23 protein-coding genes are annotated in these 23,272 nt (G+C 72.4%); 8 read left to right on the top strand and 15 right to left on the bottom strand.

Features of this window, described 5'->3' with window-relative positions:
- Positions 1 to 25 precede the first annotated feature (25 nt).
- Entirely contained in the window at positions 26 to 169 is a 144-nt protein-coding gene (locus MUY14_RS42135) for a hypothetical protein (RefSeq protein ID WP_247018158.1), read from the bottom strand.
- Positions 133 to 1,536: an MFS transporter gene (locus tag MUY14_RS42130; protein ID WP_247018157.1), complete on the bottom strand. Its 1,404-nt coding sequence runs from the start codon at positions 1,534 to 1,536 to the stop codon at positions 133 to 135. Before MUY14_RS42130 ends, MUY14_RS42135 begins: the two co-directional genes overlap by 37 nt.
- A gap of 83 nt (positions 1,537 to 1,619) precedes the next feature.
- On the opposite strand from MUY14_RS42130, the gene MUY14_RS42125 reads away from it, so the two are divergent.
- On the top strand, positions 1,620 to 2,468 hold the full coding sequence (locus MUY14_RS42125) for a LysR family transcriptional regulator (protein WP_247018156.1): 849 nt from the start codon (positions 1,620 to 1,622) through the stop codon (positions 2,466 to 2,468).
- Here the strand turns inward: MUY14_RS42125 and MUY14_RS42120 are convergent.
- A complete protein-coding gene (locus MUY14_RS42120; protein WP_247018154.1) occupies positions 2,458 to 3,663 on the bottom strand; it encodes an amidohydrolase family protein in 1,206 nt (401 codons plus the stop codon). The genes MUY14_RS42125 and MUY14_RS42120 overlap by 11 nt on opposite strands.
- A gap of 14 nt (positions 3,664 to 3,677) precedes the next feature.
- On the bottom strand, positions 3,678 to 4,199 hold the full coding sequence (locus tag MUY14_RS42115; RefSeq protein WP_247018152.1) for a heme-binding protein: 522 nt from the start codon (positions 4,197 to 4,199) through the stop codon (positions 3,678 to 3,680).
- A 155-nt stretch (positions 4,200 to 4,354) separates the two neighbouring features.
- Here MUY14_RS42115 and MUY14_RS42110 point away from each other — a divergent pair, with 155 nt between their 5' ends.
- Complete coding sequence (locus MUY14_RS42110; protein WP_247018151.1) at positions 4,355 to 5,455, top strand: sensor histidine kinase; 1,101 nt, start codon at positions 4,355 to 4,357, stop codon at positions 5,453 to 5,455.
- Complete coding sequence (locus MUY14_RS42105) at positions 5,452 to 6,075, top strand: response regulator transcription factor (RefSeq protein ID WP_247018150.1); 624 nt, start codon at positions 5,452 to 5,454, stop codon at positions 6,073 to 6,075. The genes MUY14_RS42110 and MUY14_RS42105 overlap by 4 nt, the downstream gene beginning before the upstream one ends.
- On the opposite strand, the gene MUY14_RS42100 is transcribed toward MUY14_RS42105, so the two are convergent.
- Positions 6,076 to 7,071, bottom strand: coding sequence for an aldo/keto reductase (locus MUY14_RS42100; RefSeq protein ID WP_247018149.1), 996 nt, complete (start codon positions 7,069 to 7,071; stop codon positions 6,076 to 6,078).
- Between the two features lie 47 nt (positions 7,072 to 7,118).
- Between MUY14_RS42100 and MUY14_RS42095 the strand changes: the two genes are divergently transcribed.
- The 4 genes from MUY14_RS42095 (at position 7,119) to MUY14_RS42080 (ending at position 13,665) form a co-directional block, all read left to right on the top strand.
- A complete protein-coding gene (locus tag MUY14_RS42095; protein WP_247018148.1) occupies positions 7,119 to 8,435 on the top strand; it encodes a PLP-dependent aminotransferase family protein in 1,317 nt (438 codons plus the stop codon).
- A 103-nt stretch (positions 8,436 to 8,538) separates the two neighbouring features.
- Positions 8,539 to 11,784, top strand: a complete 3,246-nt coding sequence (locus MUY14_RS42090; protein WP_247018147.1) for a GH92 family glycosyl hydrolase — start codon at positions 8,539 to 8,541, stop codon at positions 11,782 to 11,784.
- A gap of 127 nt (positions 11,785 to 11,911) precedes the next feature.
- Positions 11,912 to 12,433 carry a helix-turn-helix domain-containing protein gene (locus tag MUY14_RS42085; protein WP_247018146.1) on the top strand — a complete coding sequence of 174 codons (522 nt, stop codon included), beginning with the start codon at positions 11,912 to 11,914 and terminating at the stop codon, positions 12,431 to 12,433.
- On the top strand, positions 12,430 to 13,665 hold the full coding sequence (locus MUY14_RS42080) for an ATP-binding protein (protein ID WP_247018144.1): 1,236 nt from the start codon (positions 12,430 to 12,432) through the stop codon (positions 13,663 to 13,665). The genes MUY14_RS42085 and MUY14_RS42080 overlap by 4 nt, the downstream gene beginning before the upstream one ends.
- Position 13,666: 1 nt before the next feature.
- On the opposite strand, the gene MUY14_RS42075 is transcribed toward MUY14_RS42080, so the two are convergent.
- The 5 genes from MUY14_RS42075 to MUY14_RS42055 form a co-directional block, all read right to left on the bottom strand.
- On the bottom strand, positions 13,667 to 14,758 hold the full coding sequence (locus tag MUY14_RS42075; protein WP_247018142.1) for an RNA polymerase subunit sigma-70: 1,092 nt from the start codon (positions 14,756 to 14,758) through the stop codon (positions 13,667 to 13,669).
- Positions 14,758 to 14,982 carry a hypothetical protein gene (locus MUY14_RS42070; RefSeq protein ID WP_247018140.1) on the bottom strand — a complete coding sequence of 75 codons (225 nt, stop codon included), beginning with the start codon at positions 14,980 to 14,982 and terminating at the stop codon, positions 14,758 to 14,760. The genes MUY14_RS42075 and MUY14_RS42070 overlap by 1 nt, the downstream gene beginning before the upstream one ends.
- A gap of 26 nt (positions 14,983 to 15,008) precedes the next feature.
- The gene (locus MUY14_RS42065; protein ID WP_247025500.1) at positions 15,009 to 16,067 is read right to left on the bottom strand and encodes a glycosyltransferase; all 1,059 of its coding nucleotides are present in this window, start codon (positions 16,065 to 16,067) and stop codon (positions 15,009 to 15,011) included.
- Positions 16,068 to 16,154: 87 nt separating this feature from the next.
- Entirely contained in the window at positions 16,155 to 17,636 is a 1,482-nt protein-coding gene (locus tag MUY14_RS42060) for a serine/threonine-protein kinase (protein WP_247018138.1), read from the bottom strand.
- Positions 17,637 to 17,773: 137 nt separating this feature from the next.
- On the bottom strand, positions 17,774 to 18,574 hold the full coding sequence (locus tag MUY14_RS42055; RefSeq protein ID WP_247018136.1) for an inositol monophosphatase family protein: 801 nt from the start codon (positions 18,572 to 18,574) through the stop codon (positions 17,774 to 17,776).
- Positions 18,575 to 18,603: 29 nt separating this feature from the next.
- On the opposite strand from MUY14_RS42055, the gene MUY14_RS42050 reads away from it, so the two are divergent.
- Positions 18,604 to 19,314: a creatininase family protein gene (locus MUY14_RS42050; RefSeq protein ID WP_247018134.1), complete on the top strand. Its 711-nt coding sequence runs from the start codon at positions 18,604 to 18,606 to the stop codon at positions 19,312 to 19,314.
- On the opposite strand, the gene ribA is transcribed toward MUY14_RS42050, so the two are convergent.
- From ribA to MUY14_RS42025, 5 genes are read right to left on the bottom strand one after another with little or no spacing between them, the layout of a single operon-like run.
- Positions 19,301 to 19,951, bottom strand: a complete 651-nt coding sequence (ribA, locus tag MUY14_RS42045; RefSeq protein ID WP_247018131.1) for a GTP cyclohydrolase II — start codon at positions 19,949 to 19,951, stop codon at positions 19,301 to 19,303. The two genes, MUY14_RS42050 and ribA, sit on opposite strands and share 14 nt — an antisense overlap.
- On the bottom strand, positions 19,948 to 20,967 hold the full coding sequence (locus MUY14_RS42040) for a lysylphosphatidylglycerol synthase transmembrane domain-containing protein (RefSeq protein WP_247018130.1): 1,020 nt from the start codon (positions 20,965 to 20,967) through the stop codon (positions 19,948 to 19,950). The genes ribA and MUY14_RS42040 overlap by 4 nt, the downstream gene beginning before the upstream one ends.
- Positions 20,964 to 21,791 (bottom strand): class I SAM-dependent methyltransferase, encoded by an 828-nt coding sequence (locus MUY14_RS42035; protein WP_247018128.1) that lies wholly within the window; start codon positions 21,789 to 21,791, stop codon positions 20,964 to 20,966. Before MUY14_RS42035 ends, MUY14_RS42040 begins: the two co-directional genes overlap by 4 nt.
- Complete coding sequence (locus tag MUY14_RS42030) at positions 21,788 to 22,855, bottom strand: glycosyltransferase family 4 protein (RefSeq protein WP_247018126.1); 1,068 nt, start codon at positions 22,853 to 22,855, stop codon at positions 21,788 to 21,790. Before MUY14_RS42030 ends, MUY14_RS42035 begins: the two co-directional genes overlap by 4 nt.
- Positions 22,852 to 23,250 carry a 6-carboxytetrahydropterin synthase gene (locus tag MUY14_RS42025; RefSeq protein ID WP_086857063.1) on the bottom strand — a complete coding sequence of 133 codons (399 nt, stop codon included), beginning with the start codon at positions 23,248 to 23,250 and terminating at the stop codon, positions 22,852 to 22,854. Before MUY14_RS42025 ends, MUY14_RS42030 begins: the two co-directional genes overlap by 4 nt.
- Positions 23,251 to 23,272: the final 22 nt, after the last annotated feature.

Here is a 23,272-nt window from a genome sequence, read left to right as displayed (position 1 = left end):
CCCGGCCCGGCCGGCCCGGCCCGCGTCAGCCGTGCCAGGGGTTGCCGTCGGTGCCCGCCGGCGGCGGGGTGGTGGTCGTGACCGGCGGCGGGGTGCTGCCGCCGCCGTCCGCGAACGCCGTGGTGGAGCCGATCAGCGGCGCCGCCGCGATGATGCAGAGGGCCAGCACGGGGCCACCGATTCTGGCCAGCTTTCTGGGCAAGGACATGACGAATCCCTCCTCGGGAATGGTTTTTTCAGGGGATTCCGGAGTGATTTCCGGCCCTGCAACCAGGATTCGTCAAGCAGTGTTAATCGACTAGGGGTTTCCCGTTTCACGCAAGAACAGGAAACACCCCCGGCGAACAAGATCACGGCTGCGGCGGCCAGCGCGAAAGCCGCCGACGTTCCAGAGGCCAGCACGCCGAGGACGGCGACGCCCAGGACCGCGCCCGTCTGGCGGGACGCGTTCAACGCACCACCCGCGATTCCCGACAGGTCCGGCGGGGCCGCGCCGACCACCGCGGTCAGCAGGGACGGGATCGCCAGTGAGACGCCGAACCCCACCGCGGCCAGCGCCAGGACCGAAAGCGACGGCGCGAACGCTTGCAGCAGCGTTCCCGACGCCATCAACGAAAAGCCCGCCACCGCGGGAAGTCGCGAGCCGACGCGGGCGACCAGGCGGCCGGTGAAGATCGGGTTGAACGCCGTCGGGATGGTCAACGGGAGGAACGCCAAGCCCGTTGCCGATGGGGCGTAGCCGCGGGTTTGCTGAAAGTACAGCGACAGGACGAACAGGACGCCCGACAGTCCGAAGTTCACGATCGCGCCCGCCAGGAGACCCCACGACACGAGACGTCGCGGGAGCATCGCGTCCGGACGGCGCTGGGCCCGGAGGAACACCAGTGCAGCGGCGGCCGCGGGGATCAGGGCCCAGAAAGCGGCTTCTACCAGGGCATACGTCAGTGTCGACAAAGCGACTATCGCCGACAGCTGGCTGACCACGTCCATCCGCCCCGGCTTCGGCGGCGTCGACGGCGCGGAGCGGGAAAGCGCCAGCGCGATCAGCGCCACCGGGACGTTGACGACGAAGATCGCGCGCCAGCCGAACGCCTCCGTCAGCACGCCGCCCAGCAGCGGGCCCGCCACCAGCCCCGTTCCGCTCACCGCCGCCCACACCCCCATCGCCTTGGCGCGCGCGGCCGGCACCGGGTACGCCGTCGCGATCAAGGACAGCGACGACGGCACCAGCAAAGCCCCCGCCACACCCAGCAGCGCGCGGAGGGCGATCAACAACGCGGGAGACGCCAACGCGGACAACCCCGACAGCACCGCGAAGGCGGCCAAGCCGGTGAAGAACACGCGGCGGGCGCCGAAGCGGTCCGACCACGCGCCTGCCGTCAGCAGGAACGCCGCGAACGTCAGCGTGTAGCCGTTCGAAATCCATTGCTGGTCCGCCAGCGAAGGCGACAGCGCCGGCAGCGCCACCGTCACGATCGTCGTGTCCAGCATGACCAGGAAGTAGCCCAGCGAAAGGCCGGTGAGGAGTCTTGCCACACCTCGAAGCCTGGACGCTCGGTGACACCGGCGGAAGCAGGGAGTTACGATGGGCGGTATCGGGAACTCCGATGGGGGATGCCATGGAACTGCGCCACCTGCGCACCTTCCGCGTGGTCGCGCGGACGCTCAACTTCACCCGCGCCGCCGCGGAACTGCACTACGCGCAGTCCAGCGTCACCGAGCAAATCCAGGCACTGGAAGCGGAACTCGGGTCGAAGCTGTTCGACCGCGGACGGCAGCTCCGGCTCACCTCCGCCGGCGAACGCCTGATCGGGTACGCCGACCGGATGCTTTCCCTCGCCGAGGAAGCCAAGGCCGCGGTCGAGGAAAACCGCGGCGAGCCCGAAGGCGAACTGACCGTCGGCGCACTGGAAACCCTGTGCGCGCACTGGATCCCGGAGATCTTCAGCGAGTACCGGGCCCAGTGGCCGCGCGTGCGGCTGACGCTGACCGAAGGCGGACGCGGCGAGCTGTACCAGGCCGTGCGTCAGTCCGAAGTGGACGTCTGCTTCACCTTCGGCAGCCCGCCGGCCGACCCCGCGTTCGCGAGCGAACGCCTCGGGGAAGAGCCGCTCGTCGTCATCGTCCCACCCGGGCACCCGTTGGCGGACAGGGAAAAGATCGAGCCCGGCGATCTCCGCGGGGTCGGTTTCCTCGCCACGCCGAAGGGGTGCGGCTTCCGGGAAATGCTGGACCGGATCGACGGGCCGGTCATCGAGACCGAAGTCGCCAGCATCGCCGCGCTCGGGCGGTGCGTGGCCGCCGGGATGGGGTGCGCGCTGGTGCCCGCGCTCGCCGGCCGCGGTGACGCGGTCGCCGTACCCCTCGCCGGGGAGACGACCGCCGTCACCATGACCTGGCGCAAGCGCGACGAGCACAAGCCGAACGTCGCCGCGCTGCTCGCCACGGCCGGGCGCGTCAGGGCTTGAGCACCGCCAAGCCGTCGGCCACGACGACGCCGTCGTGCAGCACGGTCCGGTCGCGGCCGCGGTCCATCACCGCACTGGTCGGCGTTTCGCCGTCGACCAGCACGAGGTCCGCGCGATCGCCGACGGCCAGGCCCGGCCGGTCGTCGACGCCGGCCAGGCGCGGGACGTCGCGGCTCATGATCGACGCGCCGCCCGTCGTGGCGACCGCCAGCGCCAGCTCGATGTCCGCGTCGCGGCGGAACCCGCGGGTGAACGCCAGCTGCCACGTCCGGTCCAGCAGGTCGCAGTTGCCGTACGGGCTCCAGTAGTCCCGCTGGCCGTCCTCGCCGAGCCCGATCCGCACCCCGGCGGCCACGAGGTCCAAAAGGGACAATTGCCCGGCTGCCGACGGTGCCACCGTCGTCATCGCGATGTCCAGGGAAGCGAAGTCGTCGATCACCCGGCGGCTGACGGACTCGGAGATCGAGCCGAGGTCGTAGGCGTGGGACATGGTGACCTTGCCCCGCATGTCCAGCGCCCGGACGCGCTCGAGCACCAGGTCCGTCGAGAACAGCCCGAGGTGGCCCGGCTCGTGCAGGTGGATGTCGATCTCCGCCTGGTGCTTCTCCGCCAGGCCGAAGACGGCGTCCAGGTGGCCCTTGGGGTCGCGGTCCACAGTGCACGGATCGATGCCGCCGATGACCGTCGCGCCGGAGCGCATCGCCGCGTCGAGGACGTCCAGGGTGCCCGGTTCGCGCAGGATGCCCGCCTGCGCGAACGCCATGACGTGCACCTCCGCCTGGCCGGCGAACTTCTCGCGCGCGGCCAGCACGGCGTCGAGCTTCTCCAGCCCGCAGTCGACGTCGACCTGCGCGTAGCTGCGCACCCGCGTGGTGCCGTTGGCGATCATCCGCTCCAGCGTGCCCGCCACCCGCTCGGGCAGCGGGACCTCCGCCGTGCGCCAGTTCTCCCGGTCGTTCGTCATCATCGCCCAGACGCCCGGGGCGCCGGTGTGCGGCCGGAACGGCAGTCCGATCCGCGTCGAATCGAGGTGCACGTGGACGTCGCTGAACGCCGGGAACAGCAGGCGGCCGCGGCCTTCGACCGCACCGGGGACCGGCGCCGGGTCGTGCGGGCGGACCGCCGCGATCCGGTCGCCGTTCAGCTCGACGTCACTGCGTTCGCCGCCCCAGGGCCGGACATCTCGGATCCACATGGGAGCCACGCTAGTCACTTGCCGATGGCGTCCACGCCGGCCTGCGCGAACGACTCGTCCTGTGCGCCGGAGGGCGCACCGGCGACCCCGATCGCGGCGATCGGGGTGCTGCCCGCGGTCACCGGGACGGCGCCGGCCAGGAACAGGGTGCCGTCGATGTCCTTCAGCGTCGGGGCCTGTTGGAGGCGGCCGACCAGCTCGGACGTCTTCGCGTTCCACGAGACCGCCGTGAACGCCTTTTGCTGCGCCGAGCTGTAGGACTGCGGGCCCGCGCCGTCGCCGCGCAGGGTCAGGACGGTGGTGCCGTCGCGGTCCACCACGGCGACCGACACGCGCTGGCCCGCCTTCGTGGCGGCGTCCAGCGCGGCCTGCGCGCCCTTCGTGGCGGCGGCGATCGACAGGTGCGAGGTCTGGATGACCCCCTTCGGCGTGGCCGGGGCCGGGGCCGCGGTGGCCGAGACGGCACCGACGGCGGTGGCGCCGACGGCGGCCAGCCCGGCGACGGTGGTGGCGATGCGGGTGCGGGTCGAGATCACGGTCTGCTCCTCGGATCGGGGTTCGATGACTCCAGCTTCCGCCCGCCACCAGGTCCTTTTCGTCATCAAACCGATCGACACCGAGGTCATCCGTTCGGATGATGCGCGGACATCGGGGCTGGTCGAGGCTGGTGCTGGAGACGGAAGGAGCGAGCATGGACGGCATGAGCGGAGCCGACGCCGACGCGCGGTGGCTCGCCGCGGTCATGCACTCGGCGTTCCTCCTGCTGGTACTCGCTTCGGCGGTGCGGTTCCTGACCCGCCACGAAGGCACGCCCCTGCAGCCGTGGGTGATCGGGTTCACCGCGGCCCTGGTCGTCGCGTACGGCGCCGGCCTGTTCGTCGAGCGGCACCTCGTCTGGCTGACCGTCGTGCTGGCGCTCTGGATCGTCCTGGTGGTGCTCGCACCCAGCTTCGCCTGGTCGGCGATCCCGTTGCTGGTCACCGGCCTGCGGACGCTGCCGACCGGGCAGGCCCTCGCGCTCGTCGGCGTGATCACGGCGCTGGTCGTCGTGTCGCAGAACCGGCTGGCCGACGGCTTCGACCCGAACCTGACCATCGTGCCGATCGCCATCGCCGCGGTCACCGCCGCGGTGATCACCTTCATGCGGCGGCAGGCCGAGCGGCTGCGTGAATCCGAGCGCCGCGCCGGCGTGCTGGCCGAGCGGCACCGCGTTTCCCGGGAGCTGCACGACGCCCTCGCGCAGGGCCTGTCCAGCCAGTCGATGCTGCTGCAGGCCGCCGACCAGGCCTGGGAGCGGCCCGAGCTGGCCCGTGAGCACCTGCGTGCCGCGCAGCGCATCGGCGCGGGCAACCTGTCCGAAGCCCGGCGGCTGGTGCAGGACCTCGCGCCCGCCGACCTCGTCGACGCCACGCTCGAGGCGGCGTTGCGCGCGGTGGCCGGCCGGGCCGGGCTGCCGGTCGACGTCCGCATCGACGGCGACGAGCGGCCGCTGCCGGAGCGCGTCCAGTCCACTGTGGTCCGGATCGCCCAGGGCGCGCTGGCCAACGCGCGCGAGCACGCCGAGGCCGGCCGCGTCGTGCTCACCCTCACCTACCTCGACGACCAGGTCGTGCTGGACGTCGCCGACGACGGGCGCGGGTTCGCCGAGGCCTCGCCCCGAGGCGACCGGGGACACGGGCTGCCCGCCATGCGCGTCCGGGCCCGGCAGCTCGGTGGCACGCTGACCGTGGAGTCCGCGCCCGGCCAGGGCACGGTGGTTTCGGCCGCGATCCCGGTGGAGGCAGCGCAGTGACCATCAGGGTGCTCGTCTGCGACGACCACGCCGTCGTCCGCGCCGGGCTGCGCGCCCTGCTCGCCGGCGCCGACGGCATCGAGGTCGTCGCCGAGACCGCGAGCGGGGAGGAAGCCGCCGCGACCGCCGCCGCCGTGCACCCCGACGTCGTCCTGATGGACATCCAGCTCGGCGCCGGCATCGACGGGATCGAAGCCACGCGCCGGATCCGGGGCACCCCCAGTGCGCCCCGGATCCTCGTGCTGACGACGTACGACACCGACGCCGACATCAGCCGCGCGATCGCCGCCGGGGCGACCGGCTACCTGCTGAAAGCCGGGTCCGCCAACGAGCTGTACGCGGCGATCGAGGCGGCCGCGGCCGGGCGCACCGCGGTGTCCCCGGTGGTCGCCGACCGGATGATGGCGCAGCTGCGCACGCCGCGGCCCGCGCTGACCGCCCGCGAACGGGACATCCTCCGGCAGCTCGCCGACGGGCTCGGCAACCGGGAGATCGCCCGCGCGCTGTTCATCAGCGAAGCGACCGTGAAGACGCACCTGAGCCGGATCTACGCGAAGCTCGAAGTGGACACCCGGTCCGGTGCCGTCGCCGTCGCCAAGGAACAGCGCCTGCTGGACTGATCACGCGTTGTCCAAAAGGGACAGGTGCTCCTCGGTGAGCTCCAAAGTGAACGCCGGCGCGATCGACTCGTAGTGCTCCCAGGTTCGCGGGCCGATCAGCGGGATCACTCCCTTGTGGAGCAACCACGCCAGCGCCACCTGGTTGCCGGACGCGTCGAGCGCGGAGGCCACCTTCGCCACCGCGGCCAGCCGCGCTTCGGAGTCCGGACCGGCGTACGCGCGCCAGATCGGAGTGGACTCCCGGTAGGCCGCGTCGTCGTAGATCCCGCGCAGCAGGGCGGAATACGCGGCCAGGGAGACGTCCGGGTGCAGCGAAAGCCAGTCCAGGAGCTCGCCGCCCGCGATCGACGGGACGTCGGCGCCCGTCGGCCGCAGGTACGAGTGCTGGACCTGGACCGCGACCGGGGACGCCCAGCCGTTCGCCGCGGCCAAGGCGCGGATGCGTTCGAGGCGCCACGCGCGGACGTTGCTCCAACCCGTGTACCGGACCTTTCCCGCGCGGACCAGACCGTCCAAAGCGGACAGGGTCTCCTCCAGCGGTTCGCGGCGGAGGTCGACGTGGACGTAGTACAGGTCGATGTGGTCCGTTCCCAAGCGCCGCAGGCTTTCCTCCACCGAACGCCGGATCACCGCGGCGCTCGCGCCTTCGTACGTCCGCTCCCGGGCTTCCCAGTCCGTCGTGCCGTCGGGGCGGGCGGCGGCGCGGGCCGCGGGCAGGTCCAGGGGTTGCGCGGAGACCTTCGTCGCCAGGAAGACCCGGTCCCGGCGGCCCTTCATGAGCCGGCCGAGCAGGGCTTCGCTTTCGCCGCCGGTGCAAGACGGCCCGGCCCACCAGGCGTAGCAGTTCGCCGTGTCGAGGAAGTCGCCCCCGGCGTCGAGGTACGCGTCCAGGATGCGGGCCGACGCCGGTTCGCCGGTCGACGTGCCCATCGTCATGCAGCCCAGCGACACCTGGCTGACGTGCTGACCGGTCCGGCCCAGTTCCACCTTCTTCATGGAGACGAACCTAAAGGGGAATCGGTCCGGTACTACAGTCCAATGCCGTGGCCGGATCACAGACCAATTGGGGCGTCCTGCTGGAGCTGACCGGACAGGGGCCGAAGCACGAGCAGCTCGCACGCGCCCTGCGCAAGGCGATCCGCGGGCTCGAAGACGGCGTCGCGGTACCGCCGAGCCGTCAGCTCGCCGCCGACCTCGGCTGCTCGCGGTGGGTCGTGACGCAGGCGTACGCGCAGCTCGTCGCCGAGGGGTACCTCGACGGGCGCACCGGCTCCGCCACCCGGGTCCGGCGGGTCGGGGGCGCCGTCGCCGCCCAGCCGCCGGCCCGGCCGGCGCCGCCTCGGTACGACCTCGCCCCCGGGCTGCCCGACCTGCGGCACTTCCCGCGGCAGCGGTGGGCGGACGCCGTGCGTGAGGTGCTCACCACCGTGCCGCACACCGACTTCGGGCTGCCCGAGCCGGGCGGCCACCCCCGGTTGCGCAAAGTCCTGAGTGACTACCTGCGGCGGGTCCGCGGCGCCGAGACGGACGACGTCGTGATCTGCGGCGGTGTCACCGACGGCGTCACCCGCGTTTGCCTTGCCCTGCAAGAGAAGGGCGTCACACGGCTGGCCGTCGAAGATCCCGGGTGGACGCGGTTGCACCGCGCCGCCGCGGCGACCGGGATGGCGATCGATCCGGTTCCGGTCGACGAGGAAGGCATCGACGTCGGGCGGATCCCGGGCGGGACGCGGGCCGTGCTCGTCACGCCCGCGCACCAGTTCCCCACCGGTGTCGTGCTTTCACCGCGGCGGCGGGCCGAACTCCTCGCCTGGGCGAGGGAAGCCGACGGGCTCGTCCTCGAAGACGACTACGACGCCGAGTTCCGGTACGACCGGCGGCCGGTCGGCACGGTCCAGGGCACCGATCCGGGCCGGGTCGCGCTCTTCGGGTCCGTCAGCAAGACGCTCAGCCCGGCGCTCGGGCTCGGCTGGGCGGTCGTTCCTCCACAGTGGACCGTCGCGGGACACGCGCCGCCCGTCGTCGACCAGCTGGCGCTCGCCGGGTTCGTCGGGAGCGGCGGCTACGACCGGTACCTGCGGGCCGCGCGGCTGCGGTACCGCGCGCGGCGCGACCGGCTCGTCGAGGCGCTCGGGCCCGCCCGGCTCTCCGGCGCCGCGGCCGGCCTCCACCTCGTCCTGCACCTCGGCCGGGACGCGAAACCCGTCGTGCGGGCGGCGCGCGAGAACGGTGTCAAGGTGGCCGATCTCGACGACTACCGCGCCGCGCCGGGAGAGCCCGCGCTCGTCCTCGGCTACGGCAACCTCGCCGACAACGCTGTCGGCGAGGCCGCCCGGCTGCTGCGTCAAGCGGCCGGTTGAGGTCTTCCAAAAGCCGCATCCAGGTGGCAAGGTGGCTCACCGACCGCGGGCCTGACCGCCGGTCGACGTTTGACAACGTTGTCATCTCCTGGGAGGTGCGCCCATGTGGTCGCAGAGCAGACGGATCGCCGCCGCGGTGGCCGCGGGGGTGGTGGTCGTCGGCCTGGCACCCGCCGCGGCGCAGGCCGCGCCCGCCCCGGCGGATCCGGTGAGCCTGGTCAACCCGTTCGTCGGCACGCAGAACTTCGGCAACACGTTCCCCGGCGCGAGCGCGCCCTTCGGCATGGTGCAGGTCAGCCCGGACACCGGCGGTCAGGGCGGCTACGACTACCTGCAGAACGCGATCTACGGCTTCAGCCAGACGCACCTGTCCGGCGTCGGCTGCGGCGTGATGGGCGAGCTGCCGATCATGCCGACCACCGGCGCCGTCGACAGCGTCGACAAGAACGCCTACAAGTCCGGGTACAGCCACGACGACGAGCACGCCGAGCCCGGCTACTACCGCGTCGGGCTGAAGAAGTACGGCGTGAACGCCGAGCTGACCGCGACCGCGCGCACCGGCTGGCAGCGCTACACGTTCCCCTCGACCGGGCAGGCGAACGTCCTGTTCAACACCGGCCAGGCCAACCAGTCCGTGAAGGACTCCGAAATCCACGTCGTCGGTGACCGGACGCTCGAAGGGCGGGTCAAAGCCGGCGGCTTCTGCGCCGGGCACGACGAGCACACCGTCTACTTCACCGCGACCTTCGACCGGCCGTTCAGCTCGTACGGCACCTGGCGCGACTCGACGCGCACGCCGGGCAGCCGCGACGCCGCGGGTACCGGCGGCAACGGCGCCTGGGCCAGCTTCGACGCGAGCACCGACCACGACGTCGTGCTCAAGGTCGGCCTGTCCTACACCGGTCTCGACGGCGCGCGGAAGAACCTCGCCGCGGAGACATCGGACTACGACTTCGACGCCACCCGCGCCGCGCTGCACCAGCAGTGGGCCGACAAGCTCGGCGCGATCAAGATCGGCGGCGGCACGACCGACCGGCAGACGGCGTTCTACACCGCGCTCTACCACGCGCAGCTGCACCCGAACCTGGCCGGCGACACCGATGGCGCGTACACCGGCTTCGACGGCAAGGTGCACACCGCGAGCGGCTACACGCCGTACCAGAACTTCTCGCTGTGGGACACCTACCGGCCGCAGAACCAGCTGCTGGAGATGCTCGAGCCGCAGGTCGCGCGGGACGTCGCCCTGTCGGTCGTCGCGATCGGGCGGGACGGCGGGTGGCTGCCGCGCTGGGCGCTGGCCGAGAGCGAAACCAACATCATGACCGGCGACCCGGTGACGCCGTTCCTGGTCGAAGCGTGGTCGAAGGGCCTGCTCGCCGGGCACGAAGAAGAGGCGTACGCGCTGCTCAAGAAGAACGCGACGAGCACGCCGCCCGCCGATTCGCCGTACAACGGCCGCTCCGGCGTCGGCTACTACAACGACCGCGGGTACATCCCGAGCGGTCTGGAGCTCGGCAAGGACTGCGCGGCCAAGGGCGGCGACAACGACTGCGAGCACCCGGCGTCGGCGACCATGGAGTACTCGGCGGCCGACGCGGCGCTGGCGTTGATGGCCCGCGGGCTCGGGCACAACGCCGACGCGAAGCTGTTCGCCGACCGCGGCCAGTGGTACCGCAACCTGTGGGACTCCTCGATCCAGCAGTTCCGCCCGCGCACCACCGAAGGCACGTTCCTCACGCCGTACAACCCGGTCGACGCCGACCACCAGTTCCACGAAGGCGGCGCCTACCAGTACCAGTGGCTCGCGCCGCAGGACCCGGCCGGGCTGGTCTCGCTGATGGGCGGGCGCACGACGACCGAGAAGCGCCTCGACTCGTTCTTCGCGTACGGCAACCTGCTTTCCGACCCCGCGGGGACGGCGCGGAAGGACTGGATCGCCAGCCCGTACGACTACTACGGCAAGGCGACCTACAACCCGAACAACGAACCCGACCTGCTCGCGCCCTACATGTACAACTGGGTCGGCGCGCCGGCGAAGACGGCCACCGTCGTCCGCGCGGCGATGACGCTGTTCACCACCGGCCCCGACGGCATGACCGGCAACGACGACCTCGGCACGATGTCCGCCTGGTACGTCTTCTCCTCGCTCGGGCTGTACCCGACGATGAGCGGCGCGAACTTCCTCGCGGTGTCGAGCCCGCAGTTCGAGTCGGCGACCGTCCGGATCGGACAGTACGGGCGCACCCAGGGCGGCACGCTGACCGTGACCGCGCCGGGGGCTTCCGACGCGAACCGGTACATCCAGACCGTGTCGCTGAACGGCCGCGACGTCCGGCAGACGTCGCTGGACTGGTCCGCGCTGGCGCACGGCGGGACGCTTTCGCACAAGCTCGGTTCCAAGCCGTCGTCGTGGGGCACGTCGCCGGGCGCGACGCCGCCTTCGGTGAACAACGCGGCCGGTGACCCGCGGCGGCACGTCGACGCGTCGCTGCGGCAGACGTCCGTGGTGATCCCGGCGGGGGCGGCGCAGCAGGTGCACCTCGACCTGGACGTGCTGGCCCAGAACCCGGCGCTGCAGCCGGTGACGGTTTCGGTGTCCGCGCCTCCGAAGTGGAAGGCCCAGGTCCAGCCGCTGCAGCTGATCTGGTCGGGGCGGCTGCCGGTGCAGAAGACCGCGCCGATCACGCTGACGGTGCCGGCCGGGACCGCACCGGGGACGTACCCGGTGCAGGTGAAGGTGAACGGGCTGGGCGCGAACAGCGTCTCGCGCTCGGCGACGGTCGAGGTCCGGACGCCGTCGGTGTGCGCGTCTTCTGGCGCACAGTGCGCGGTGGACCTCTCCCGCGACCTCGACCACGACGGCACGGCCACGGTGGCGGCGTCGACGGAAGGCAACTTCGACGGCGGCGGCTGGAGCTACGACGCTTCCCTGCTCCCGCCGGCGGGCCCGGTCGTCTGGGACGGCGTGACCTACGCGGCTCCGGACGCTTCGGGGACTTCGCCCAACTTCGTGGAGGCTCGCGGGCAGTCGCTGTTGCTGCCGGCCGGTCAGCATGGCGCGTTGCGGCTCGTCGGGGCGTCGCACAACGGGCCGGTGACGACGACGCTGACCGCGCACTACACGGACGGGACCAGCGCCGACCTGACGGCGACGTTCGGCGACTGGGCCGGGTCCGGGTCGCCGGTGGTGCTGGAGATGCCGCACCGGATCAAGGCCGGGAGCGGGGTGGACGGCCCGCCGGTGCGGCTGTTCGGGATTTCGGCCGCGCTGGACGGCGGGAAGACGGTGCAGTCGGTGAGCCTGCCGAACGACCCGAGGGTGGAGATCTACGCGCTCACCCTGGCGTGACCGGTCGTGAGTGGTGAGCCCGGTCCTGGCTCACCACTCACGACCACAGTGAGTTCTCATCCATCACGCGGCGTAGCCTGCTAACTAGCTTGTCAATTAGCATGGCAACTAGCATGCGGCCGACGCGATGGAGCAGACGGTGCAGGACGAAGAGCTCGCCGAGATCGTCGAGAACCTCCGGTTGCTCGGCAGCGACGTGTCCGACATCGAGGTCAAACGAGCGGAGGGTGGGCTACCCCGCTCGGCGCGCGACACCGTCGTGGCGTTCGCGAACACTCGCGGGGGCACCTTGATCCTCGGTCTGGACGAAAGTTCGGGCTTTGCCTCGACAGGCCTGGCCGACCCGGCACAGATGTCGTCGGACCTGGCCGCCATGTGCGCGACCGACGTCGAACCGCCGGTGCGGCCCCACATCGGCATCCACGACTTCGAAGGCACGAGGATCCTGGTCGCCGAGGTCCCGGAACTGCCTCCGCTCCGCAAACCGTGCTTCAGCCGCGGCGCCGGAATGAGCCAAGGGAGCTTCGTCCGAGTCGGTGACGGCGACCGCAAACTCACCAGCTACGAGGTCCAGCTCCTGCTGGCGAACCGGGGGCAGCCCCACGAAGACGAGGCCCCGGTCTCGCCGACTTCGACGAGACGCTGGTGACAGCGTTCCTGACCAGGCTGCGCACCCGTCGGCCGTATGCGTTCGGCGAACTCGGCGACGTACCCGCCCTCCGGCGGGCCAAGGCTTTGGTCGTGGACGACAGCGGCGCGGTCGTCGCAAGTGTGGGTGGACTGCTCGCGCTCGGCAGCTACCCGCAGGAACACTTCCCGCAGTTGATGCTGACCTTCGTCCACTACCCGACCCCCGACGGCGCCGACACCGCGACCGGCGAGCGCTTCGTCGACAACGTCGTGGCCGAGGGACCAATCCCGGTGATCGTCCGCGACGCGCTCCTCGCCGTCCGGAAGAACATGACACGACGTTCGGTCGTGCGCGGCGCCGGCCGCGCGGACATCTGGCAGTACCCCGAGCCCGCCTTGCGGGAAGCCGTCGTGAACGCGCTCGTCCACCGCGACCTCTCGCCCGAAGCGCGCGGAACGCAGGTGCAGGTCGAGATGTACCCGGATCGGCTCACCGTCCGGAACCCCGGCGGGCTGTTCGGACCGGTGACCGAAGACCGGCTGGGCGAGGAAGGCATTTCGTCGGCGAGGAACGCCAGCCTCCTCCGCATTCTCGAAGACGTTCCGCTTCCCGGAGGTACGCACGCGATCTGTGAGAACCGCGGGTCGGGGATCCGGACGATGATCAACGCCCTCCGCGCGGCGCGGATGAGCTTGCCCGACTTCAAGAACCGCGTGAGCACGTTCAGCGTCACCTTCCCCAACCACACCCTCCTCGGGGAAGAGACCGTCGATTGGCTCACCTCGCTGGGCGAGCACGGTCTGTCCGAAAGCCAGTGCGTCGGCCTCGCGATCCTCCGGGAGGGCGGCCACCTCGACAACCAGACCTACCGGACGGAGACCCGCGTCGACTCTCGCGTGGCGACTCAGGAGCTGCGCGACCTGATCGCCCGCGAGCTCGTGGTGCAGACCGGGAACCGACGCTGGGCTCGCTATCGGCTCGCCCCAGCGCTCCTGCCTTCGTCCGGGGCCGGTTCCGTTTCTCGCGCCCGACGGGCAGACCGCCGCCAGGAGATCTTGAGCGCGTTGGGCCGGGGCGAGCGATCGAGGCTCGAGCTGGCCGCGGCCACCGGCCTCACCGACCAGACCGTGGCGAGATGGCTTCGCATCCTCCGGAGCGAAGGTCTCGTGGAGGCGACCGAAGAGAACGTGCGGAACCCGGCCACCCGGTATCGCCGCACCGGCAAGATCGCGCTGGGCGAAGACAGCTGATTCACGGCCGCGTACCACCGAATTTCGCCACCAGGTCAGGGAAGCCGAACACGGTGATCCGCGCGATGCCGCCCGTCCCCGGCGTCAGCACCGCCAAGCCGAACGGTTCGCCGCGGTGCCAGGTGGCCGCCGCGGGGTGGCCGTTCGCTCGGGTCGGGGTCATCCGCCAGTCGCCCGGGGCGCCGATCACGTGGCGCAGGAAGGCTACGCACGTGCGTTTCCCCGCGAACCACGAGCGGGACGGGACCGGCTCGATCACCGCGTCCTCACGCAGCAGCTGCTCCAGCGCGGCCAGGTCCGAAGTCGTGAACGCGCTCATGTAGCGCTCCAGCAGGGCGACCTGCGCCGGCTCGGTCAGCGCGCCGTCCGGGGCGCCGGTGTCCAGCCGGGCGCGGGCTCGCTGGAGGGTGCTCTTCACCGCCGGGACGGTCGTGCCGAGCATCTCCGCGACCTCCGCCGCCGGGAAGGCCAGCACCTCGCGCAGGATCAGGACCGCGCGCTGCCGCGGCGGGAGGAGCTGGAGGCCGGCGATCAGGGCGAGGCGGACGCCGTCGCGGGCCACGGCGATGGCCGCCGGGTCCGCGGACTCCGGCGTGATCAGCGCGTCCGGGATCGGGCGGGGCCAGGCGTCACCCGGTTCGGCCGGGGTGGGTGGGGCGTCCGGGTCGGTGGCGGGCGCGCCGAGGCCGGAGGGGAGCGGACGGCGGGCGCGTTGCTCCAGGGCCGTCAGGCAGGCGTTCGTCGCGATCCGGAAGAGCCAGGTCCGGACCGAGGCGCGGCCCTCGAAGCGGTCGTACGCCTTGAGCGCGCGGAGGTAGGTCTCCTGCACGACGTCCTCGGCCTCGTCGGGGGTGCCGAGCATGCGGTAGCAGTGGGCCAGCAGCTCCCGCCGGTAGGGCTCGAAATCCACGGTCACCTTTGTACCGACCGGCGGCGGGCGCGAAAGGAATCGGTCAGGACCGGATCCCGGGCGACCGCGGCGGTCGAAGAACTCCTGCAACCGCCCGCGGCTCAGTTCGGCCGTCAGGGTGCCGACGAGGTAGTAGTCCAGCTCGTCGTGGATCCGGTTGAGGTCGTAGCGGGTCTCCTCCATCAGCACCCACCGCGAACGCCAGTTGAAGAACGTCTCGAGCCCGTCGAGACCGCGGTGAGCAGGAGGGCGGCCACCCGCACGATCGACGCGCGCCGGCGGAAGCGGCTGTCGGCCCAGTCCATGTCGGCCGACACCAGGTCGCGGATGCCCAGGAGCTGGTCGCGCAGCGGGCGGTCGGGGTCGCGGCCGGCGACTTCGAGGAAGCCGCGTTCGGAATCGAGCATCGCGTCAGGGTTCAGCCGGGCGGGCCTCAGGCGACGATGCGGGGCTCCGAAGCCAGCCGCGAAAGCACGTGCGTCAACCGCCGTGCCGCCACGTCCCACTCCTCCAGCGCGCTCCCCCTGCCCAGCGCCGCCGTCCGGAGAGAGCGGCGGAGCTCCGGGTCCGCGTACCACCGGTGCAAAGCGTCTGCCAGCGAGAACGGGTCGTCCGGGTCCACCAGCAGGCCCGGGACCTCGCCGTCCGCGTCGACGCCCAGCGCGTCGTACACCCCGCCGACCTCCGTGGCCAGGACCGGGATGCCGCGGGCCAGTGCCTGGGCGACGTACATGCCGGACGTCGCCGCGCGGGCCGGGATGACCAGGAGGTCCGCTGCGTTGTACGCCGCCGCCAGGTCCACCGCGTCGCCGGCCAGCGTGATGCGGCCGCCCAGGCCGAGGCGCTCGATCGACCAGTGCAGCTCGTCCACGTACGCCGGGTCGGTGGCCAGTGAGCCCGCGAAGACGCACGACAGGGCCAGGTGGTCGACCTCGCCGAGGGCCTGGACCAGCAGGTCCTGGCCGTTCCGCCGGGTCACGTCGCCGACGCACAGCAGCCTGGACACGCCGTCGGCGCCCGCCGCCAGCGGGGCCGCGTCGGTGCCCGGCTTGGCGACGTACACGCGGCTCGGGTCCAGGTCGTGCCGGTCGATCAGCAGGCGGGCGAGCCACGGGCTGGTCGCGACGACCATCCCGGCCATCCGCAGCGTCTCGCGCTCGCACGCGTCCAGCTCCGCGGCGTGCGCCGGGTCGAGGCCGGGCTCGTCGGCCAGGGCCTGGTGGACCAGCACGGCCAGCCGCAGGCGGCGGGCGTGCGGGACGACTATCTCCGGTACGCCCGCCGCGATCATGCCGTCGAGCAGCACCACCGTCCGGTCGGGCAGCGCCGCCAGCGAGCGCGCGAGCCGGCGTCTCGACGTCGCGTCGGGCTCCGGCCAGTTGCCCGCGATCGGCAGTTCGAGCACCGGCTGCCCGACGGCGGGCAGGTTCTGGCACATGCGCTTGTCGTACGTGTCGCTCCCCGGTGGGGCGGCCGGGAGGATGAACACCATCGGGTCGGCAGGCCTCATCGCTCAACCTCCAGCGTGGATCGACGGCGGGACGCCTCATCCGTCACACGCGGCCGGAGCCGGGAAGGTTCAGCTCTGAGCGTCGATCTTCCAGATGCCGCCTTCCTGGACCAACGTGAAGGTGTCGTTCTCGCCCTTGCCCCCGTCGTAGAGGACGTGTGCGGTGACCCGCCCGGGACTGATCTCCCGCACGCTGTCGGCCTTCACCGACTTGTACTGGCGCCAGAAGTTCTGGTACGTCGCCAGCGTCTGCCTGCGCGACGCCTTGAAGCGGTCCGTGAGCAGGTTCCACGCCTCCGCTGTGTTGTTCGGCAGCAACGCGTAGTACGCGCTGAGCGCGTCGGCCGCGGTCTTCGTCGACGCCACGCTCGAAACCGGCGTCGAGGTGGGCGGTGCCGACGTCGTGGGCGCCGTCGAAGGGGACGTCGGCGCCGGGGACGTCGGCGCCGGCGGGGTGACCGAAGCCGAGGCGGAAACGGACGGCGACGCCGGGGGCGCGGCGTTGTCCGTCGGCGGCTTCTGCCGCACGACCAGCAGGATCGCCACCACGACCGCGACGCACAGCAGCGCCGCGCCCGCCCCGACGGCGATCAGGCCCTTGCGCGCGCCCGGCGACACCGAGGCGACCTCGCCCGCGGGCACGGCGACCGCGGCGGGCACGGGCGGCACCGGAGGTACCGCCGCCGGCTCGGCCTCGGGCAGCGTCGCCGCCAGCACCGACTCGCCGGGCTCGGCGTCCGGCAGCAGCGCGACGAGCTCCCGCTCGACCTCGTCCATCGACGGCCGCTCGGCCGGGTCGGAGGCGAGCATCCGCAGCAGCAGCGGCGTCAGCCTGCCCGCCTGCTCCGGCGGCTCGATCTCGCCGCTGGACGCCTTGTAGAGCAAGGCGATCGGGTTGTCCGCGGTGCCGTATGGCGGCTTCCCCTCGACCGCGGCGTAGAGCGTGGCGCCGAGGGAGAAGACGTCGGCGGCGAAGTCCGCGTCCTCGCCGCGGGCCACCTCGGGCGCGAGGTAGGCGGGCGTGCCGGCGATCTCACCGGTCGCCGTCAGCTTGACGTCACCGATCGCGCGGGAGATCCCGAAGTCGGTGATCTTCGCCGTGCCGTCCTCGGAGACCAGGATGTTGGCCGGCTTCACGTCGCGGTGCACGACCCCGGCGCGGTGCGCGCCGGCCAGCGCGGAACTGATCTGCGCGCCGACGCGGATGGCGTCGTCGACCGACGTCGGCTCCTCGCGGATCAAGACCGCGAAACTCTTCGACGGCAGGTATTCCATGATCAACCACGGCCGGTCCTCCTCCTCGAGGACCGCGAACACGGTGATCGCGTGGGAATGCTGCAACCGGGCGGCGATCCGCGCCTCGCGCATCGCGCGGTTCTTCGCTTCTTGCGTGCGGTGCTCGTCGTGGTCGTGCGGCAGCAGGAGTTCCTTGATCGCCACGGTGCGGTCGAGCTTTTCGTCCTGGGCCCGCCACACCGTGCCCATCGCGCCGCCGCCGATCGGCTCGAGCAGCCGGTACCGATCGCGGATCCGGCGACTTTCCACGAGCATCCACCATTCTCCGAAGTGGCCGAGAGATCCGGTCAGCATGCCAGCCGTGGCGGCCCACCGGTACCAACCTAACCGAAAACCTTGGGCGGGCAGTGCAATCGCGCGCTGTGGCGCCGCCCACCCGGATACCCGCGATCCTAACGAACAACCCCGAACGCGCGATCAAGTGCGTCCACGATCTCCTTGCGCAGCCCGGCGCCGACGGCGATCGTCGCCGCGGAACCGACCGTGTGCTCGCTGCCGTCGCGGTCGACGACGGCCCCGCCGGCCTCGCGCACGAGCAGCACGCCGGCCATGGTGTCCCACGGGTTGTTGGACAGGATCAGTGCGGCGTCGAGCTTTCCGTCCGCCGTCCACGAGAGGTCGACCGCCGCGGTGCCCAGCATCCGGATCTTCTGCGCCCGCGCGCCGAGGTCGGTCAGCAGCGCCAGCCGCGCGCGGTTCTTCTCTTCGGCGAGTTCCCCGATCGCGAAGTCACCGACGGCGATCATCGCGTCGGACAGCTCCGTCGCCCGCGACGCGCCGATCCGCTCCCCGTTCGCGAAAGCACCTTCGCCGCGCGCGGCCGTGTACGTGACGCCGAGGTACGGCAGGGCGATCGCGGCGACCGTGCTGTGTTCGCCGTCCACGAGCGCCAGGGAAATGCCGCAGAGCGGAATCCCGCGGGCGAAGTTCGCGGTCCCGTCGATCGGGTCGAGGGCCCACCAGCGGCCGCCCTCGGCCCCGCTGCGCCCGCGCTCCTCGCCGAGGAAGCCGATTTCGGGGGTTTCGGCGGCGAGGAACTCCCTCAGCGCGTCCTCGACGGCGGTGTCGACGTCGGTCACCAGGTCGCGATCGCCTTTCGCGGAAACGGAAAAGGTCGGGCGCGACCGGACGATCCCGGTCGCCTTCGCCACGGCTTCGCGCGCGACGGCCAGCAGTGCGGCATGCTCGGTCATGCCACCCAACATAGAGAAGGGACGCGCCCATGACCGAGCTGTTCCCGCTCGCGACCACCACCGACGAGCAGACGCGGCGGGCGTCGGTCGCGGTGCTGCCGATCGGCAGCTTCGAGCAGCACGGCGCGCACCTCCCCCTGGCCACCGACGCGGTGATCGCGGCAACCCTCGCGAAGGCCGTCGCCGCCGCGTACCCGGTGCTCCACCTGCCGCCGATCACGATCTCCTGCTCGCACGAACACGCGGGATGGGCCGGCACCGTGAGCATCTCGGCGCGCACGTTGCACGCCGTGGTCACCGACGTCGCCGAGTCGCTGAAAGCGTCCGGCGTGGACCGGCTCGTGCTGGTCAACGGGCACGGCGGCAACTACGTACTGTCCAATGTGGTCCAAGAGGCGGCGGGCGCGATGGCGTTGTTCCCCGGCGTCGCGGACTGGCAGGCCGCGCACACCGCGGCCGGCCTGCGGACGTCGCTGGACGACGACATGCACGCGGGCGAGCTGGAGACGTCGATCCTGCTGCACGCGCACCCGCACCTGGTCCGGCCGGGGTACGAGGAGGCCGACCACGTCACCGACCGGGAGCACCTGCTGACGCGCGGCCTGCGGGCGTACACGGAATCGGGGGTGGTCGGCCGTCCCTCGCTGGCGACGGCGGCGAAGGGACACGTCCTGCTGGACACGCTGGTCCAGCGCTTCGCCACCGTCCTCGAGGTGCTCGGGGTCGTCAGCGGGCGGTGAGGGCCTGGTCCAGGTGCGGGAGCAGGTGGGCCATCCGCTCGGCCTTCGTGCGGAGGTAGCGCAGGCTTTCCGGGTTCGGCGGAACCAGCAGCGGAACCTGCTCGCTGATCCGGATTCCGTAGCGCGTCAGCTGCTCGACCTTCTCCGGGTTGTTCGACAGCAGCCGCACCGACCGGACCCCCAGGTCCTGCAGGATGGCCGCCGCCGCGTGGTAGTCGCGGGCGTCGATCGGCAGGCCGAGCGCCACGTTCGCGTCGACCGTGTCGAGGCCTTCGTCCTGCAGCCGCATCGCCTTCAGCTTCGCGAGCAGGCCGATCCCGCGGCCCTCGTGGCCCTGGACGTAGACCAGCACGCCCGAGCCCTCCTCGACGATCCGGTCCAGCGCCGCCGCCAGCTGGTCGCCGCACTCGCAGTGCGTCGAGCCGAAGACGTCGCCGGTCAGGCACTCGCTGTGCACGCGGGTCAGCGTGCCGAGCTCGGTGATCTCGCCGTACACCAGCGCGACCTGTTCGGTGCCGGCCCGGTCGAGGTAGCCGACCGCGCGGAACGTCCCGTGCCGGGTCGGCAGCCGGGTCTCGACGACCCGTTCGACCACGGCCCGGTGCGGCACGTCCCCGATGACGTCGCTTGCGGTCATGATTTCAACCCCACTTCCGATTCGATCCCGGTGTCGGCTGCGGAGCGCGGCGCGGGCACGGCACCGGTGTGCGGAGCGCGGGTCACGCGGAACCCGGCGACGCTCCGGACGAGCAGGACACCGGCGCCGGGCAGGCTCGCGACCAGCGTGAGCACGCCGTAGACGACGGCGACGGTGACACCTTGGGCGGCGCCCAGACCGGCCGCGCCGAAGAGCAGGGCACAGACGCCCTCGCGCGGGCCGAAGCCGCCGATGTTGAGCGGGAGACCCATCGCGAGCAGCGCGAGGATCATCAGCGGCACGAGCTGCCCCACCGGCGCGCCGACCCCGGCGACGCGGGCGGCGACGACGAACAGCGCCAGGTGCCCGGCCAGCGTCGCGGCCGACAGGAAGCCCACGCCGGGCCAGGTCTCGCGGGTGAACAGGCCGAGCCGCAGGTCGGCGAGGGTGACGGCGAAGCCGCGGCGGACCTTCGACGGGCTGTGGATCCAGCGCCCGCCGAACAGCCGGCCGGCGACGATCCCGGCGACGGCGGCGAGCACGACGACCACGCCGGTGACCGCCACGACCTCGCGGAAGGCGCCGGGCACGGCATCCGGGACGAAGAGCACGACACCCACCGCGGACGCGATCAGCACGAGCTGACCGGCGGTGCGCTCCAGGACGACGGCACGCACGCCGCGCGGCACGTCACCCGAGTCGCGGCCGTGCTGCACCGCGCGGTGGACGTCGCCGAGGACGCCCGCGGGCAGCACGCCGTTGAGGAACAGCGCGCGGTAGTAGTCGGCGACCGCGGGCCGCAGCGAAAGCCGCAGGCCGAGCCGGGTGGCGACGATCTGCCAGCGGCCCGCGCTGAACACCGTCGTCGCGAAGCCGATGGCCAGCGCGGCCAGCACGCCGGGCGCGCTGATCCGGCCGAGACCGTCGAGGAAGGCGGCGCTGCCGAGCTGCCAGACGAGGACCGCGAGGATCCCTGCCGCGCCGAGGATCCGGAGCCACGCCAGTGCGCGCTTCACGCCGCCACCCCCGGGCTCGGCGGCAGGACCAGCAGGTCGCCGTGGTGGACCACCGCGTGCAGCTCGCCGGCCGCCGCCATTTCGAGGCGTCGCTGCAGGTAGACGTCGGAGACCGGGCGCAGCTCCGGCAGCTGCTCGACGGCGGCGCCGACCCAGCCTTCGAGCCACTGCCGCTGCAGTTCCGCCTGGTCCGGCCCGAGCCGCCACGCGCTCTCCGCGCGCACGACGGTGGCGCCGAGCCGGCCGAACGCCGTCGCGGCGACGTCCACCGCGGTCGGGCCGAGCAGCCGGCGGCCGCCGGTGAGCCGCCGCTGGTGGGCGTTGAAGGCGGCGGAGAGAGCGGGGTCGAGCGGGTCGCCGGGCGAGAGCTCGACCTTGCCGGTGACCGACAGCATCAGCAGCGCCGCGCAGCCCGCTTCGGCGATGGCCGTGGCCAGCGCCGTGACCTCGTCCCTGGTCAGCAGGTCGAGCAGCGCGGACGCGGTGACCAGCGACGTCCCGGCGAGGTCGGCGGCGCGCAGCGCGGTGACGTCCCGCCGCTCGGCGACGGCGTCGACGGGGCTGCCGTCCAGCGCGGTGGCCGGCAGCTCGGTGCGGGCGCGCTCGAGCAGCCCGGGGTCGTTGTCGTGCAGGATCCAGTGCTGGGCGCCGGGCAGGCGCGCGGCGAGCCAGCGGCCGAGCGAGCCGGTGCCGCAGCCGAGGTCGCGGATGACCAGGTCGCCCTCGGGCAGGTGCTCGCGCAGCGCGTCGACGAGTTCGGGGGCGCGGGCCGCGGCGTCGGCGGGTTCCCGCAGGTAGAGCCAGTCCGGCGCGAACGCGGTCATGCCGCCGCCTCCTGCCGCTGGACGATGTCGGCGATCCGGCGGGCGGTGTCGTCCCAGCCGGTGAGGGTCTCGCGGCGCAGCTTCGCCGCGGCCCGCAGCCGCGTCCGCAGCTCGGGTTCGGTGAGCCAGCGGCGCAGGGCCGCGCCGAGCGCCGCGACGTCGTCGCCGGGGACGAGCATCCCGGGCACCGAGCCGTCGGGGGCGACGCCGAGGGTGTCGGGGAGCGCGTCGACGGCCGTGGTCAGCACCGGCACGCCGCGCGCGAGGGCTTCGGTGACGACCATGCCGTACGTCTCGGCGCGCGAGGGCAGGACGAGCAGGTCGGCGGAGTGGTAGGTCGCGTCCAGCGCCGCGCCGGTCCGGGGGCCGGTGAGGGTGAAGCGGGCGCCGAGCCGGTGCTCGCGCAGCCGCTCGACGTACTTCGTCTCGCGCCGGATGCCGCCGACGCATTCGCAGGTCCAGCGCAGGTCGGCGACGGTTTCGAGGGCTTGGGCGAGCACGCCCTGCCCCTTGCGCGGGGTCACGTTCGCGACGCAGACCAGCCGGGACACGCCGTCGGTGCCGACGGCGGGCGGCGCCGGGTCGACCCCCGGCGGCACGGCGTGCACGCGGTGCGGGGCCAGGCCGTGGTGGCCGATCAGCCGGCGCGCGGCCCACTCGCTGGTCGCGACGACCGAGCTCGCGGCCCGCAGCGTCTCGCGCTCCAGCGCGTCGAGCTCGGCGGCGAGCGCGGGCGGCAGGCCCGTCTCGTCGGCCAGCGGCAAGTGCACCAGCACCGAGAGCGACAGGCGCCGGGCCTGCGGGACGACGACCTCGGGCACGCCGCACGCGACCAGGCCGTCGAGCAGCACGGCCGACCCGGTGGGCAGCGCGGCGAGGAGGTGGCCGAGGACCGCGCGGGCCTCGGTGTCCGGCCGCGGCCAGGAACCGGCCACGGCGATCTCGTGCACGTCGAGCCCGGCGGCGGTGAGCCGGTCGCACATCCGGCGGTCGTAGGTGTTGCCCCCGCTGGGAACGGACGCGTCGTCGACGTCCCCGGGCAGGACCACGTACAGCGCGGTCACAGCGCACGCTCGTAACTCGCCCAGGCGACGTGCGACTCCTTCAGCGAGACGGCGATGCCTTCGAGGCCTCGCGCGCCTTCGCCGAGGCGGCCGGCGTGGACGGCGTCGGCGAGGCGGTCGGCGACGACCTTCGCGAGGAACTCGGTCGAGGTGTTGACGCCCTTGAACTCCGGCTCGTCGTCGAGGTTGCGGTAGTTCAGGTCGCTCAGCACCGCCTTGAGCTCTTCCGTGGCCTTGCCGATGTCGACGACGATGTTGTCCTCGTCGAGTTCGGCGCGGCGGAAGGTCGCGTCCACCACGAAGGTCGCGCCGTGCAGGCGTTGCGCGGGTCCGAAGACTTCTCCGCGGAAGCTGTGGGCGACCATCATGTGGTCACGGACGGTGATGCTGAACACCAAGACCTCCGATGCGTTCGGG

Source organism: Amycolatopsis sp. FBCC-B4732 (genome assembly GCF_023008405.1).
GTDB classification, from domain to species: Bacteria; Actinomycetota; Actinomycetes; order Mycobacteriales; family Pseudonocardiaceae; genus Amycolatopsis; species Amycolatopsis pretoriensis_A.
This window is presented reverse-complemented; position numbering and strand designations above follow the sequence as displayed.

Excerpts from the sequence above, each read along its gene's own strand:
- MUY14_RS42125 (WP_247018156.1), top strand. The coding sequence starts at position 1,620 with ATGGAACTGCGCCACCTGCGCACCTTCCGCGTGGTCGCGCGGACGCTC.
- MUY14_RS42120 (WP_247018154.1), bottom strand. The coding sequence starts at position 3,663 with ATGTGGATCCGAGATGTCCGGCCCTGGGGCGGCGAACGCAGTGACGTC.
- MUY14_RS42110 (WP_247018151.1), top strand. The coding sequence starts at position 4,355 with ATGGACGGCATGAGCGGAGCCGACGCCGACGCGCGGTGGCTCGCCGCG.
- MUY14_RS42100 (WP_247018149.1), bottom strand. The coding sequence starts at position 7,071 with ATGAAGAAGGTGGAACTGGGCCGGACCGGTCAGCACGTCAGCCAGGTG.
- MUY14_RS42090 (WP_247018147.1), top strand. The coding sequence starts at position 8,539 with ATGTGGTCGCAGAGCAGACGGATCGCCGCCGCGGTGGCCGCGGGGGTG.
- MUY14_RS42085 (WP_247018146.1), top strand. The coding sequence starts at position 11,912 with ATGGAGCAGACGGTGCAGGACGAAGAGCTCGCCGAGATCGTCGAGAAC.
- MUY14_RS42075 (WP_247018142.1), bottom strand. The coding sequence starts at position 14,758 with ATGGAGGAGACCCGCTACGACCTCAACCGGATCCACGACGAGCTGGAC.
- MUY14_RS42070 (WP_247018140.1), bottom strand. The coding sequence starts at position 14,982 with ATGCTCGATTCCGAACGCGGCTTCCTCGAAGTCGCCGGCCGCGACCCC.
- MUY14_RS42065 (WP_247025500.1), bottom strand. The coding sequence starts at position 16,067 with ATGGTGTTCATCCTCCCGGCCGCCCCACCGGGGAGCGACACGTACGAC.
- MUY14_RS42060 (WP_247018138.1), bottom strand. The coding sequence starts at position 17,636 with ATGCTCGTGGAAAGTCGCCGGATCCGCGATCGGTACCGGCTGCTCGAG.
- MUY14_RS42055 (WP_247018136.1), bottom strand. The coding sequence starts at position 18,574 with ATGACCGAGCATGCCGCACTGCTGGCCGTCGCGCGCGAAGCCGTGGCG.
- MUY14_RS42050 (WP_247018134.1), top strand. The coding sequence starts at position 18,604 with ATGACCGAGCTGTTCCCGCTCGCGACCACCACCGACGAGCAGACGCGG.
- ribA (WP_247018131.1), bottom strand. The coding sequence starts at position 19,951 with ATGACCGCAAGCGACGTCATCGGGGACGTGCCGCACCGGGCCGTGGTC.
- MUY14_RS42035 (WP_247018128.1), bottom strand. The coding sequence starts at position 21,791 with ATGACCGCGTTCGCGCCGGACTGGCTCTACCTGCGGGAACCCGCCGAC.